The organism is Acinetobacter sp. WCHAc010052, assembly GCF_002165295.2.
In the GTDB taxonomy this organism is placed as follows: domain Bacteria; phylum Pseudomonadota; class Gammaproteobacteria; order Pseudomonadales; family Moraxellaceae; genus Acinetobacter; species Acinetobacter chinensis.
Genome location: NZ_CP032143.1, coordinates 2,604,932 through 2,618,286, shown reverse-complemented (window position 1 = coordinate 2,618,286; position 13,355 = coordinate 2,604,932). Strand labels below are relative to the sequence as shown.

Sequence of the window (13,355 nt, the reverse complement as noted above, 5' to 3'; positions counted from 1 at the left end):
TTATTTCGGGCTGATGGCCACTTCTTTATGTTTGTCCTGATCGGTGAACTTCACACGGCTGATCAGATCTCCTGCAATTAAGCCCTGTACGACAGCACTGTTATTGCTGTAACGCTGTTCGATGACCTGAATATTCTGTTTTTCTATCCGCTTGTTGCGGATCACCCAGACAAAAGGCTGCTGATCAATATTCTGTATAACATCCAGGGGAATGATCTGTCCCTGTACCTGAGTTGCCGAGAGAATATTTCCCTCAACAAAGGCACCAATACTCAAAGACTGTACAGCTCTGTCAGGAACAGCAAAAAACTCAATCTGTCGGCTGTTCAGGTCTGCAACTGGTGAGACCCGACTCAGTGTGGCGCTCAGCAGGGCAGGATTTCCCTGAATGCTGAATTCAATTTTTTGACCAGGTCTAAGTGCGGACTGCAGATCTGAGGGGAGTTTTGCCTGTATTTCAGTATGTTCAGGATCAATAATTTCAAACAGTGTCTGACCCGTTGCAACAGTCTGTCCAGGTTCAACCTGACGTACTGTGACCACGCCATTGATTGGGCTTAAAATAATACCGTCACGGTCTGCTTTCAGTGCAATATCAACATTTGCCTGTTGCGCATGCGTATTTTCTTTTTGTGCCTGATAATCTACAGCACTTTGTTCATATTCAACTTTGGAAATAAAACCCTGATTCAAAAGGCGCTGTTTCCTCTGCATCATATTCAGTGCCATTTTTTCCTGTGCCTGAGCTGCTGCCAGATTTGCACGGGACTGAGCAAGTCGTGCTGCATTGTCCTGATTGTTCAGACGGACCAGAACTTGCCCTTTGGAAACACGTTGACCGACTTCAGCGCTGACCTGGGAAGCAGTTGCGCTGACCTGTGACTGTATGCTGCTGCGGTTAACCGCACGTATTGTGCCTGTAAATGCTGTTTTATGAACGGAACTGCCATTCTGAAATGCGACCAGATCCTGCTGAATCAGTTCTATTTTTTGTGGTGCCTGATTTTTTCCGGTTTCAGGTTCCGGTTTCTGGCAGGCACTGAGTGCAAGTGTGATGCAGACCGTGGTGATCCGCACAGCTGAAAAAAACACCATGGATCGCTCTTTCATCGGGTACATCACTGTTTGCATACATCATTTCCTGTGTTCAGTCTGAAAGGTTCAGTACCCTTAAGTTTTTATATTTATCACAAAAATCAAGTTATTCCATTGCTTTAAGTCTTATGATTATTTTGTCGTATTCCGCCTGTGTATTTCGATAGTTGGTTTGTAACGAATGAATCAGCTCTTTTTTCATCGTGATATTGCTCTGATTGTATTCTAGTACATTCTTGAGCTGAACAGGAATGGTTGAACCTTTACGCAGATGCTCCATTTCCTGTCGTTTAAACATGATCCGGTCATCCTGAAGCTGTTTCAGCTGATCCTGCTGAAAATTGATCTGCTTTTTGATGTACAGCAGGGCAGCGGTTTTTTTCTGTGTTGCAATCGTGCTGTTGGTATACGCTTTTTTCAGTTTCAGGTCGGCTTCATTACGTTTGGCTACAGCAGCACGTTCAGGTGCTTTTTTGACATCAGCCTCAGCATTGTACGGACGGTTCTTGCGGATCACCTGCATGTTGCGGTCGAGTGCCTCATACCCATAACGGATATGAGCTGGCGTGACACTGGTACTGACATTGGCAACACCACGACTGTCATAATAGCGATACCAGGCAGCTTTTGGTTGTGGATCAGCTGCAAAAGTCTGAATCATGGACAGACTGAAAAAGATCAACAGAAAAAAACTGGTAACGGTTTTTCGCAGGGTCATAAATGGTGTTTCCAAACTGAAATCAACTCAAACTTTGAGTTCTGTTTTAAGCCGACTAAATTACTTATTTTTAAGTAATAATAATGTTATATTAAAACTAAAAGAAGGGATTGAAACCCTCTGTTCATCAAAAAAAAAACAATGATTGAATAAAAGTGTGAAGCTGTTAGTGCTTTCGTTTTAAAATGTAAATATGAGCGGAAAATGCTCATTGAAACAGTCGGTAAAGATATGTTAAAAATGTTAATAACTTGTAAAATTCATTCATATCTATGTTTGTACAAACAAATGGGAAGGGTCACTAAATGGACGACAATAAATTCCAGAATCTAAAAGTAATGGTGATTGATGATTCAAAAACCATTCGTCGTACCGCAGAAACCCTACTTCAGCGTGAAGGGTGTGATGTGATTACGGCAGTCGATGGTTTTGATGCACTGTCCAAAATTGCAGATGCAAATCCTGACATCGTCTTTGTGGACATCATGATGCCGCGTCTTGATGGATATCAGACCTGTGCATTAATCAAGAACTCACAGAACTATCAGAATATTCCTGTTGTCATGTTGTCCAGTAAAGATGGATTATTTGATCAGGCGAAAGGTCGTGTTGTCGGTTCAGATGAATATCTGACAAAACCTTTCAGCAAAGATGAATTATTAAACGCAATTCGTAATCACGTTTCGGCATAAAGTTAAAGTATATAGACCGTAAGTATTGGGGAAAAACATGGCACGTATTCTGATTGTTGATGACTCACCTACAGAAACTTTCCGTTTCAGAGAGATTCTGGGTAAACACGGGTTTGAAGTCATTGAGGCTGCAAATGGTGCAGATGGTGTGACAGTGGCTCAGGCTGAGTTACCTGATCTTGTGTTGATGGATGTTGTGATGCCGGGTGTGAACGGTTTCCAGGCAACACGCCAGATTGCCCGTGGGGAAACAACAAAGCATATCCCGGTTGTCATTGTCAGTACGAAAGATCAGGCAACAGACAGAGTATGGGGTAAGCGTCAGGGTGCCCGTGACTATCTGACTAAGCCTGTAGATGAAAAACAACTTATTGATGTGATCAATCACCATCTGAATGCAGGATAAGCTATGGCTGCAAATGGATTTATCGAATTACTTCGGCTGTCCAAGCGTGGAAACAAAAGCTATGCTGCATCCGAGAGTGAAGTAAGCCGATGGTCTGGTATTGCTTTTGAAATGATGGGGCAATACTTTGTTGCTCCATTAGGTGAAGTGGCGGAAGTAATTTACCCACCAAAATGCACATTTGTTCCCAATGCCCAGTCGTGGGTTGTCGGGCTTGCAAATATCCGTGGACGTCTACTCTCTGTGTCTGACCTTGCTCAGTATGTATCTGGTCAGCCTGCACAGTTTTCACCGGCACAGAAAGTTCTGTGCATCAGTCACCAGGACCATTATGTAGGTCTTGTAGTTGATCAGGTTCTGGGAATTCAGCATTTCAATAAGAAAAGCTTTTTTTCAAAAGCACCTGATCTTGATCAAGGATTAGAAGAATACTGCCAGGGATATTTTCACCAGCATAACCAGCAATGGCATGTATTTCTGTTCAGTCGCTTACTGAAAAATCCGAACTACATGAATGCATCTATAAAATTTATAAATTAACAATCGCAAGTTATACAGGCGAAATTCGGGGAGAAGGCTGTATGGGCTTTAAACTTAAGAAGAAAAATGCAGGTGAGGCCGGTAATCGCAAAAACGGTCAGGGTCTGTTGGCAAAAGTACAATCGCAGACGGATCAGTTATCCCGTGTTTTCGGTGACAGTGACAAGTCCAGAAAGTTTATTAAGATCGCAGTAGCATGTCTGGCAGTTGCAGCACTGATACTATTATATCTGTTCTACAGTGTTCCCCGGAACAACGAATTAACCCGAAGCCTGGGTGAACTGCGATTGCTGTCTCAGACTATTTCTCGTCAGGCGACTGAAGCAACAGCATCTGGTACCAAAGAGTCTATTGATAAACTGGTGCAGTCTCAGAAAGCTTTTGCAACAAACTTTGAAACCGTAACAGATATTCATGCAAGAACCAAAGCATTGACAGATGTGGATGCTGAATGGAAAAAAGTTTCTGAAAATATTGATTTGATTGCATCACAACAAAAAATCATTAACAAACTTTATGATACAAACATCGCAATCGGCGAATCCATTCCGGGTATTCAGGCTGAATATAACCTGATGGTTGACCAGATGGCTCGTCAGAACCTGCCAAGTAGCCAGGTGGTTATTGCGAAAAACCAGGTATTCATTGCAGAACGTATTTTACGTTCCATCAGCTCAGTACTGACGGGTTCGGATAACTCTCGTGAGTCAGCAGATGACTTCAGTGCCGATACAGAAACATTTGGTTCATACCTTGAAGCTCAGTTGAACGGTAGTGCGGAACTGGGTGTGGAACGTCTGGCTGATCCTGCATTGCGTGAATCGCTACAGGGTATTAAGAGTGAATATGACAGCGTACTGAAATCAGCAGCTGCAACGGTACTTAAGAACTCAAATCAGATTGTAAAAGTACGTCAGGCTTCTTCTTCAATTTTTGCTCAGTCGGATTCGCTGCTGACAAACCTGAATAAGCTTTCTGGTGGTACAGGTTGGGCAACTGCAATTCCTGCACTGGGTCTGATCATTGCACTGCTTGGCTTCCTGTTCTGCGTATTTAAACTGCTTGGCTTACGTGGTGAGTCTGATAAACAGCGTGTATCACGTTTACAGGAAGAATATGACCGTAACCAGAATGCGATTCTGCGTTTACTGGATGAGATCGCCGATCTTGCAGATGGTGACTTACGTTCATATGCAACAGTATCTGAAGACTTTACCGGTGCGATTGCCGACTCCATTAACTTCGCAATTGACCAGTTACGTGACCTTGTATCCCGAATTACAGAAACGTCTCAGGAAGTTGCACAATATACGGCAAACACGCAAAGCATTACCAACCAGCTGGCTGAAGCTTCTGAGCACCAGGCACAGGAAATTGCCGGTGCATCTGCCGCAATTAACGAAATGGCAATGTCCATTGACCAGGTATCTTCAAACGCAGCAGAATCAGCTGTGGTAGCACAGCGTTCGGTACAGATTGCATCCAATGGTGCTGACGTTGTAAACCGTTCAATTGAAGGTATGGATGTTATTCGTGAGCAGATTCAGGAAACATCTAAACGTATTAAGCGTCTGGGTGAATCTTCACAGGAAATTGGTAACATCGTTGCCCTGATTAACGATATTGCCGATCAGACGAACATTCTGGCACTGAATGCTGCAATTCAGGCATCCATGGCGGGTGAAGCCGGTCGTGGTTTCGCCGTGGTAGCCGACGAAGTACAGCGTCTTGCAGAACGTTCTGCTTCAGCAACGAAACAGATTGAAACACTGGTTAAAACGATTCAGACCGATACTAATGAAGCTGTAATTTCCATGGAACAGACAACTTCGGAGGTTGTTCGTGGTGCCAGCTTATCCAAGGATGCCGGTGTTGCACTGGATGAAATTCAGGGCGTATCTTCTGACCTTGCAAAACTGATCGGAAACATTTCGGATGCTGCGAAACTTCAGTCTGCATCAGCGGGTCATATTGCAACTACGATGAACGTTGTACAGGAAATTACATCTCAGACTACAACTGCGACTTTCGATACAGCCCGTTCGGTATCTGAACTTGCAAGTATGGCGGAATCCTTACGTGAATCTGTAACTGACTTTAAGTTACCTGAATAATAAGGCTTGATAAGTGTGTTTATTCCCCGGAATAAACACACTGTATTCAAAGATAAAGTGTTGACAGGGAACCGCACAGTTCAGGTCAAACGTGATGGTTACAATTAAGTTTGGGTACCTGAGGGTGCTGGACACGTAAGAAGCCTTAGCTATGAAAGAAATATTAAAAAATTTAGTTGAAAATACAACTCTTCCCGAAGATAGCTATCTTGATCAGGATGCAGAAATTCTTGAAATTTTTGTCGAAGAACTGGAAGAAATCTTCACTGAACTGGATGAGCAGTTTCCGGCATGGTTTGAAAATGCCTCCGATACTGAAACATTGATCACTATCCGTCGCCACTTTCACACATTGAAAGGTTCTGGGCGTATGGTCGGGGCTAAATCTGCCGGTGAACTGGCATGGACAGTAGAAGATATACTGAACCGTGTCATGGGGGGATCACTGGTTCTGAATCTTCCGATTCAGAAATTTGCTTTAACGGTTTATAAAATTTTTCAGTTCAGACTTTATCCTGATTTTAAAAATGTTCAGGAAGCTGCAATTGATTTAAGACCATTGGTGTTGTTAGGACAGCAGCTTCAGCAGAATCTCAGTCCTGAACCTGCACTTGAAGATTTACTTCAGTTGTCTGAAACGCTGTCTGCTGAGAATACGCTGACAGGTCTTGAGTTTGCAGATGATGAGTCGGTTACTGCGAAAGTGACTGATGCAACGGCAGCTGATGAAGCTGAAACTGTTCAGGAAGAGCTTGCTGAAGTATCTGAAGAATTCCCTGCTGTTCAGGATGACATCTTTGTTCAGGAAACAATGTCTATTTTTCTTGAAGAAGCAGAAGAGCATCTGGCGACGATTGAAGCTTTTCTTGCAGAAGAGCAGTCATCAAAACAGGACTATAACGGGCTGATCCGTGCTCTGCATACGCTTCGCGGCAGTTCGTCCATGGCACAGATTGAGCATATTTTTGATGCCAGTTCCAATGTGGAAAATCTGTTTAAAAACCTGTTGCAGGATGAAATCGTATCCACTTCAAGAGAAACAGCATTACTGGTTCAGTATGCTGAGTTTGTGGGTGATTATCTGCTTACGCTTCGAAATGGAGCTGATCAGTCAAGACTGAATACGATTTATCAGACATTTAACGATGTGTGGGATAACTACGGTTTCAGTGTTCAGTCTGGAGAACATGAAGCAAATCCTCAAGGTCTGGTTTCCAGGCTGATTGAACTCAATATTGATCTGCTGCTTGATGCTGAGTTTGAGTTTGATAAACGTGCCAAAGTTGAATTCCCTGAATATATTCAGGAGTTAAGCGAGCAGGCAGAGCATCTGATTAATAATACAGACAACCGTGCATCTGAAGGTATTCATCAGTTCACACTGGAACTGAAGTCTGCTTACGATGGTGTGGTTGAAAAGCCGGCACTTCTGACTCTTGACTATGCCTATGAGTTGTTTGCAAAGGCACATCAGGAATTTATCTATCTGTTTGATACACTGGCAGCAGGACAGCGTGTCAGCCTGACAGATGACATGCAGAAACTTTTGAATGAGCTGGCAGCATTCGTACAGCAGGATATCGAACAGTTTGAATCCGAGCCAGCTGCTCAGTCTGATCTGAGTATTGAATCTGCTGAAGCTGAAGATATTTCGGTCGCTGTTCAGGAATCACAACCAGTACAGGCCGCATCTGTCGAGTCGGCGGGTCTGGATCTTGCAAAACTGTCCCGACAGTTGCAGGCTGCTAAGTCCCAGTCTGGTGCAGCTGATACCAATACTGATTTTGACCCTGATCTGCTTGATATTTTCCTTGAAGAAGCAGAAGAACTTCTTGCAGGGATGGATCAGGATCTGAATACATGGACAGCAGAACAGTCCAATACTGCTGCACTGAATAATCTGATGCGTTATCTGCATACACTGAAAGGTGGTGCAAATATGGTTCAGGCCACACACATTGGTCTGATTTCACATGAAATAGAAACGATTTACGAACGGATTATCAACCAGCAGATTACGGTTACTCCTGGATTGATCGGTATTATCCGGCTTGTTCAGGATGATATCGCTGACCGTATTCAGACGATTCGTGATGAGCAGATTGATTATTCTTCCGCTCAGGCAGTGGATATACTGAAAAATATTTCAGAACTGTCAAAAGGTGGTATTGCATCCACCTCTGAAGTTACAGAGCCGAAAGTTGAATCTGCTTCTGAGCATATTGATGATGCACTGGCGTTTGCAGTATCCGATCAGGATGAGCTGCCAGAACTGGATGATGTCATCAGTGTTGCGTCAGATATTATTGCGGTTGAGCCTTCCTTGTCTGAACCTGAGCTGACTGAACCTCTCACTGCTGAAACATTGATTGAACAGCCCGCTGCAGAGTACGCTGAACCTGCACAAAGTCAGAAACATGCAGATCTTGAAAGTGTGCGTTCAATTGTGGAAGAAACCTTCCTTGAAGAAGCAGAAGAACTGCTGGATTCTTCGGATCTGTTACTTGCTCAATGGTTTGAACAGCGTTCAGACCGTAGTATTCTGCTTCAGTTACAGCGTGCCGCGCACAGCTTGAAGGGCGGTGCCCGTATGGCTGAAATTGAGCCGGTTGCGTCTATTGCTTATGAGCTGGAAACGATATTTGAGCAGTTTGCTGTACACCAGTTCAACTCAAATGCTTATGATCCGTTGCTTCAGACGACACTGGCATGGTTACGTCAGGCGATATTTGAGCATGATTACACCAATTTCGACAGCCTCAAATCCAATCTCGAGTCCATTGAATATGTCAACGTAACGGCTCAGTTACCAGACAGGCTGACTCACAAAGATATTCTTGCTCCGTCCAGAACCTTTGAGTTTGTTCAGGGTGACGGTACTGAACCACCTGCAATGATGGGTGAGTGGGGCGATACCTCGAGCCGTGATGACAGTAATGAAATGATCCGTATCTCTGCCGACCTGGTTGAGAAGATGATTGACCTGTCAGGTGAAAACTCAATTAACCGTTCACGTATTGAGATGGATCTGGGGCAGTTGGGTAATACGCTGAATGAAATGGAGCTTGCGATTAAGCGACTGGCGGATCAGCTGCGTCGAATGGATGGTGAGCTTGAATCACAGATTCTTGCAAAACATGGTACTGACAACTCACGTTATGAAGATTTCGATCCTCTTGAGATGGACCAGTATTCATCTTTAAATCAGTTATCCAAATCACTTGCGGAGTCTGCATCGGATCTGGTGGACTTTAAGAGCACGATTGCGGAAAAAATCCGTGATGCAGAAGGTCTCTTATTACAGCAGTCCCGTATTCAGGCAGAAATTCAGGAAAGTCTGATGCGGACACGTCTGGTTCCGTTCTCAAGACTGTTGCCCCGTTTACAGCGTATTGTGCGTCAGACCTCATCGACATTGAACCGTCCTGCGGAACTGCTGGTACAGAATACAGAGGGCGAGCTGGACCGTACTATTCTTGAACGTCTGGTGACTCCATTTGAGCATATGCTTCGAAATGCGATTGACCACGGTATTGAAGAGGATACTGCACAGCGTCTTGAAGCCGGTAAACCTGAAGTCGGTAAAATTGAACTCAATATTACCCGTCAGGGAACCGATGTTGTAGTTACATTCAGTGATGACGGTAAGGGTATTGATGATACCCGTATTCTTGAAAAAGCACTGAGCCAGGGGCTGATTAAACCTGATCAGAAAGTCAGTAAAGAAGAAACTTTACAGCTGATTTTCCACCCTGGTTTAAGTACTGCGAAAGCAGTGACACAGATTTCGGGTCGTGGTGTCGGACTTGATGTCGTGCAAAGCGAAATTAAAGCCTTAGGCGGTCTGGTAACAGTTGATTCTGAGATTGGTAAAGGAACAACCTTTACCATCCGTGTACCGACAACGGTTGCGGTCAGTGATGCCCTGATGGTGAAAGCCGGTGATCAGCAGTTTGCTATTCCACTGGCTCAGATTGAACGTATTGTACGGATTGCACCATCTACGCTTGAAACTTATTTTGATGGCAATGACGATTATTTCAAAATTGACAACGAATCCTATAAGTTACGCTACATTTCAGAATTTGTTGCAAATCAGCCATTACCGCGACTGCACAGTATCGCGCATTCATTACCGGTACTGCTGATTAAAGGCAGTACGGGGCAGAGTATTGCATTACTGGTCGATCAGCTGGTTGGTTCACGTGGTCAGATTGTTGTAAAACCGATTGGACAACAGTTCTCCGGTATTGCAGCGATTGCAGGTGCAACGATCCTTGGTGATGGTCAGGTCTGTCTGATTCTTGATGGTCAAAGTATTGCACGTCAGATTCTGGCAACACAGCGTACGAAACATGCGTCTGAACACCGTGAGTCATCACGACACAGTAATGCACGTCGTCTGGTGATGATTGTGGATGACTCTGTAACAGTACGTAAGGTAACTTCACGTCTGCTTGAACGTCAGGGTTATGATGTTGTGACAGCCAAAGATGGTGTGGATGCGATGGAGCAGCTGGAAAATGTCAAACCGGATCTGATGCTGCTTGATATTGAAATGCCGCGGATGGATGGTTTTGAAGTGACCAACCTGGTAAGACACCATGATATTCATCAGAAACTGCCAATTATCATGATTACATCGCGTACAGGTGAGAAACACCGTGAGCGTGCATTCAGTCTGGGTGTGACTCATTATATGGGTAAACCGTTCCAGGAAGCAGAATTGCTGACCAATATTGAAAATCTGTTGGCGGCTGAATATGAGGTGAATGGATGAGCCAGAAAAAGGTAAAAAAACCTGCTGTTGATCAGATCAGTCAGCAGGAACTTCAGCATCTGATTACCGTTTCTACGGGATTTATTGATGCTTATATTGTGGAATGTTATAAGCGCGAAGCCATGCTGCTCCCTCAGAATATCGTTCTTTCTGCTCTGGACAGTGCGACTCAGGTTCCGAATGTGGAATGGCATGAGTTAAAGTTACCTGTTTATGCAGTGAATGATCCTGAGACAAAGCTTGGTGTTGCTTTGGTGATTGAGGGTGATGATGTCAGCCAGCGTTTTGCATTGATGTGTAATAAAATGCCGAAAACAATCCGCTTGCGTATTTCGGAGGTTGTAGATGAAGACCGTCCTGTGACTGATGATGCTGTATTTCAGTATGTCCGCATGGGTGATCAGACATTTCACATCCCCAATCTTGCCAGTATCCAGTCTTCACTTGGGTTGAGCTGAGTTGTGACAGATTAAAAAAGGAACTCTGATGGGTTCCTTTTTTAATTCTGAAGTATTAAAAAAGTAATTCTTAATACTGTATCAGTCTGCAAGCTATGAGTCAGCTGAGTAATTCAACGAGGATCTGTTCATAAATTTCTGCCAAAGGCTCCAGGTCGGCAACATTGACATGTTCATTGACCTGATGGATGGTTGCATTTAATACGCCCAGTTCAAGCACCTGTGCGCCTGTTGGTGCAATAAAACGTCCATCTGATGTACCACCGCTTGTTGACAGTTCAGTTTCAGTACCAGTTACATTTTTAATGGCTGTACGGGCTGCATTGACAAGTTCACCGACAGGAGTCAGGAAAGGTAAACCAGACAGTGTCCATTGAATATCATACTCAACACCATGACGGTCCAGCAGTTCAATGACCCGTTCTTTCAGCTCTTCTGCCGTAACTTCTGTTGAGTAACGGAAATTAAATGTGACAGTCATTGTACCAGGTACAACATTTGTCGCTCCTGTACCAGACTGAATGTTGGAAATCTGAAAACTGGTAGCAGGGAAATATTCATTGCCATTGTCCCAGACAGTTTCACACAGTTCTGTAATCGCTTTGGATGCGGTGTGAATCGGATTGATTGCCAGGTGCGGATAGGCAACATGCCCTTGTTTACCTTTGACTGTCAGTACGGCATTTAAAGAGCCACGACGACCATTTTTGACAATATCACCCAGATGGTCTGTACTGGAGGGTTCTCCCACCAGACACCAGGTCATTTTTTCATTGCGGGCTTCGAGTGCTTCCACAACTTTCACTGTTCCGTTAATGGATGGTCCTTCTTCATCTGAGGTGATCAGAAAAGCAATTGAACCTTTATGGTCAGGGTATTTCTGAACAAAACGCTCAGAAGCAACCACCATGGCAGCCAGGGCTGTTTTCATATCAGCACTGCCACGACCATACAGTTTTCCATCACGGATTTCAGGCGCAAAAGGATCAGAATTCCATGATTCAGGACTACCGGTGGGAACAACATCGGTATGACCTGCAAAGCAGAAAACTGGTGAGGTATTTCCTTTTCGTGCCCAAAGGTTATCTACATCTTCAAAGCGCATGGATTCGATATTGAACCCAATTTTTTTCAGACGTTCTGCCATAATTTCCTGGCAGCTATGGTCAACGGGGGTTACGGACGGCTGGCGTAATAGCTGTAAACTGAGATCCAGGGTTTCTGATTGAGTCATAGCGGTTTAATTTGTCTGAAAAGTAGCAATATAATAGGCGAATCACTACTGTGAGGGGAATTAAAAAATAAAAAAACCTTATCAAAGGATAAGGTTTTTGGGGGAGTAAAGTGAAAATTACAGTTTATTTTCTGTTTTTTCAGCAGTGCTGGTGACAGCATCACCTGCCTTGGATACATCTTTACCAACGCCTTTAACAGTGTTACAACCGGTTAAAACAAAAGCGACCATCAATGACGCTGCTAATACTTTTTTCATCATTCATCTCCGTTTTAATGTCATAAAATTATTATGATGTCATTAGAGATTAGAAAGTTTAATTCTAAAAAAATATGTATTTTTCATTATTTTTAGGTAATGAAATGTTGTTGCTCGATGAGTGTTTGGAAACAGCTGTGCCGGCTGGAACTGATCAGAGGCTTGTTTCTGAACATGTAGAATAAAGCCTTATCTGGCTGATAATAAAGTCCATTTGTCCACCATTTACAGAATGTCGATGAGTTTTCTTTTTCAGGGCAGATCCATTCATGTCGTTTTAAGCGATGCAGATTCTGCTGCTTGGGAATATCTGTTCCCCATAAACCCATTCTACGTTCCTGATTTAACCATGTGGGGAGGGCAAGGTTTTCGTGACTGGACTGAGGCAGATAGAGCTGACCTTTCATGACTGCAAAATGTCGGTCAATCTGATGATTTCCAACCTGTTTAAACTGGAACTGTTTGTGAGTGAAGTGATTCAGCTTTCTGAGCAGTGTGTCTGAGCGGTTCAGACCATACCATTGAGGCAGGCTCAGATGTCCTTCACCCAGATAATATTTTAAAGCCACTTCCCAGTGTTCAGTTTCGCCTGTCTGTGAGTTTAAAACCAGAAAATCCAGTTCACCTAAAGTCACTGCACCATCAATCTGTTGAATGCTGTGCCCCAACAGGCGATAAGGATGATAGGCATCGTCCAGTAACCAGAACCAGATCAGCATTTCAAAGCGCAGTCCCAGTCTGGTGCTTTTCAGCTGAGCAAGAAAATTTTCCAGTTCTTCAGGATGGTTATCCAGGTAAACCAGGCGCTGATAATAATGATGGAAGTGAGTCAGCCAGTGGTTCTGAGGTTTAAGTTCAAAGGCATGAACAATATTCAGTTCTGATGGTATGGAAGCCAGAATGTCAGGGCTGCATAAGCTGAATGCCAGGTGCCTGACTGATGGAGTCTGAAACTGTAGCCAGGGTTCTTCAAAGTGGGCAGGCTGGCTGAAAAGGGGCATTGTTGAATCCTTATCTAAAAGTGCAGAATTACAACGGATAAATCCTGAAAACACTTTAT

General features: G+C 43.8%; 11 protein-coding genes. 6 read left to right on the top strand and 5 right to left on the bottom strand.

Annotated features, from left to right (window positions below; translation table 11 throughout):
* Nucleotides 1-1,110, bottom strand: a complete 1,110-nt coding sequence (locus tag CDG61_RS12845) for an efflux RND transporter periplasmic adaptor subunit (RefSeq protein ID WP_416240716.1) — start codon at nucleotides 1,108-1,110, stop codon at nucleotides 1-3.
* A 91-nt stretch (nucleotides 1,111-1,201) separates the two neighbouring features.
* Complete coding sequence (locus CDG61_RS12840; protein WP_087549651.1) at nucleotides 1,202-1,756, bottom strand: hypothetical protein; 555 nt, start codon at nucleotides 1,754-1,756, stop codon at nucleotides 1,202-1,204.
* Between the two features lie 362 nt (nucleotides 1,757-2,118).
* Here CDG61_RS12840 and pilG point away from each other — a divergent pair, with 362 nt between their 5' ends.
* From pilG to CDG61_RS12810, 6 genes are all read left to right on the top strand, one after another.
* Nucleotides 2,119-2,505 (top strand): twitching motility response regulator PilG, encoded by a 387-nt coding sequence (pilG, locus tag CDG61_RS12835; protein ID WP_087513331.1) that lies wholly within the window; start codon nucleotides 2,119-2,121, stop codon nucleotides 2,503-2,505.
* Between the two features lie 37 nt (nucleotides 2,506-2,542).
* Entirely contained in the window at nucleotides 2,543-2,911 is a 369-nt protein-coding gene (locus CDG61_RS12830) for a response regulator (RefSeq protein WP_087513332.1), read from the top strand.
* 3 nt (nucleotides 2,912-2,914) lie between these two features.
* Complete coding sequence (locus tag CDG61_RS12825) at nucleotides 2,915-3,451, top strand: chemotaxis protein CheW (protein WP_087549445.1); 537 nt, start codon at nucleotides 2,915-2,917, stop codon at nucleotides 3,449-3,451.
* Between the two features lie 41 nt (nucleotides 3,452-3,492).
* Entirely contained in the window at nucleotides 3,493-5,565 is a 2,073-nt protein-coding gene (locus CDG61_RS12820; protein ID WP_087513334.1) for a methyl-accepting chemotaxis protein, read from the top strand.
* A 151-nt stretch (nucleotides 5,566-5,716) separates the two neighbouring features.
* Complete coding sequence (locus CDG61_RS12815) at nucleotides 5,717-10,345, top strand: Hpt domain-containing protein (protein WP_087549444.1); 4,629 nt, start codon at nucleotides 5,717-5,719, stop codon at nucleotides 10,343-10,345.
* Entirely contained in the window at nucleotides 10,342-10,803 is a 462-nt protein-coding gene (locus CDG61_RS12810) for a hypothetical protein (RefSeq protein ID WP_087513336.1), read from the top strand. Before CDG61_RS12815 ends, CDG61_RS12810 begins: the two co-directional genes overlap by 4 nt.
* A 100-nt stretch (nucleotides 10,804-10,903) precedes the next feature.
* Here the strand turns inward: CDG61_RS12810 and dapE are convergent, their stop codons facing one another.
* The 3 genes from dapE to CDG61_RS12795 all read right to left on the bottom strand — a co-directional run bounded on the left by dapE (nucleotide 10,904) and on the right by CDG61_RS12795 (nucleotide 13,296).
* Nucleotides 10,904-12,037, bottom strand: a complete 1,134-nt coding sequence (dapE, locus tag CDG61_RS12805; protein WP_087549443.1) for a succinyl-diaminopimelate desuccinylase — start codon at nucleotides 12,035-12,037, stop codon at nucleotides 10,904-10,906.
* 117 nt (nucleotides 12,038-12,154) lie between these two features.
* The gene (locus CDG61_RS12800) at nucleotides 12,155-12,298 is read right to left on the bottom strand and encodes an entericidin A/B family lipoprotein (RefSeq protein WP_171405459.1); all 144 of its coding nucleotides are present in this window, start codon (nucleotides 12,296-12,298) and stop codon (nucleotides 12,155-12,157) included.
* Nucleotides 12,299-12,387: 89 nt separating this feature from the next.
* Complete coding sequence (locus CDG61_RS12795) at nucleotides 12,388-13,296, bottom strand: DUF1853 family protein (protein ID WP_087549442.1); 909 nt, start codon at nucleotides 13,294-13,296, stop codon at nucleotides 12,388-12,390.
* Nucleotides 13,297-13,355 lie beyond the last annotated feature (59 nt).

Excerpts from the sequence above, each read along its gene's own strand:
- CDG61_RS12845 (WP_416240716.1), bottom strand. The coding sequence starts at position 1,110 with ATGAAAGAGCGATCCATGGTGTTTTTTTCAGCTGTGCGGATCACCACG.
- CDG61_RS12840 (WP_087549651.1), bottom strand. The coding sequence starts at position 1,756 with ATGATTCAGACTTTTGCAGCTGATCCACAACCAAAAGCTGCCTGGTAT.
- pilG (WP_087513331.1), top strand. The coding sequence starts at position 2,119 with ATGGACGACAATAAATTCCAGAATCTAAAAGTAATGGTGATTGATGAT.
- CDG61_RS12830 (WP_087513332.1), top strand. The coding sequence starts at position 2,543 with ATGGCACGTATTCTGATTGTTGATGACTCACCTACAGAAACTTTCCGT.
- CDG61_RS12825 (WP_087549445.1), top strand. The coding sequence starts at position 2,915 with ATGGCTGCAAATGGATTTATCGAATTACTTCGGCTGTCCAAGCGTGGA.
- CDG61_RS12820 (WP_087513334.1), top strand. The coding sequence starts at position 3,493 with ATGGGCTTTAAACTTAAGAAGAAAAATGCAGGTGAGGCCGGTAATCGC.
- CDG61_RS12815 (WP_087549444.1), top strand. The coding sequence starts at position 5,717 with ATGAAAGAAATATTAAAAAATTTAGTTGAAAATACAACTCTTCCCGAA.
- CDG61_RS12810 (WP_087513336.1), top strand. The coding sequence starts at position 10,342 with ATGAGCCAGAAAAAGGTAAAAAAACCTGCTGTTGATCAGATCAGTCAG.
- dapE (WP_087549443.1), bottom strand. The coding sequence starts at position 12,037 with ATGACTCAATCAGAAACCCTGGATCTCAGTTTACAGCTATTACGCCAG.
- CDG61_RS12800 (WP_171405459.1), bottom strand. The coding sequence starts at position 12,298 with ATGATGAAAAAAGTATTAGCAGCGTCATTGATGGTCGCTTTTGTTTTA.
- CDG61_RS12795 (WP_087549442.1), bottom strand. The coding sequence starts at position 13,296 with ATGCCCCTTTTCAGCCAGCCTGCCCACTTTGAAGAACCCTGGCTACAG.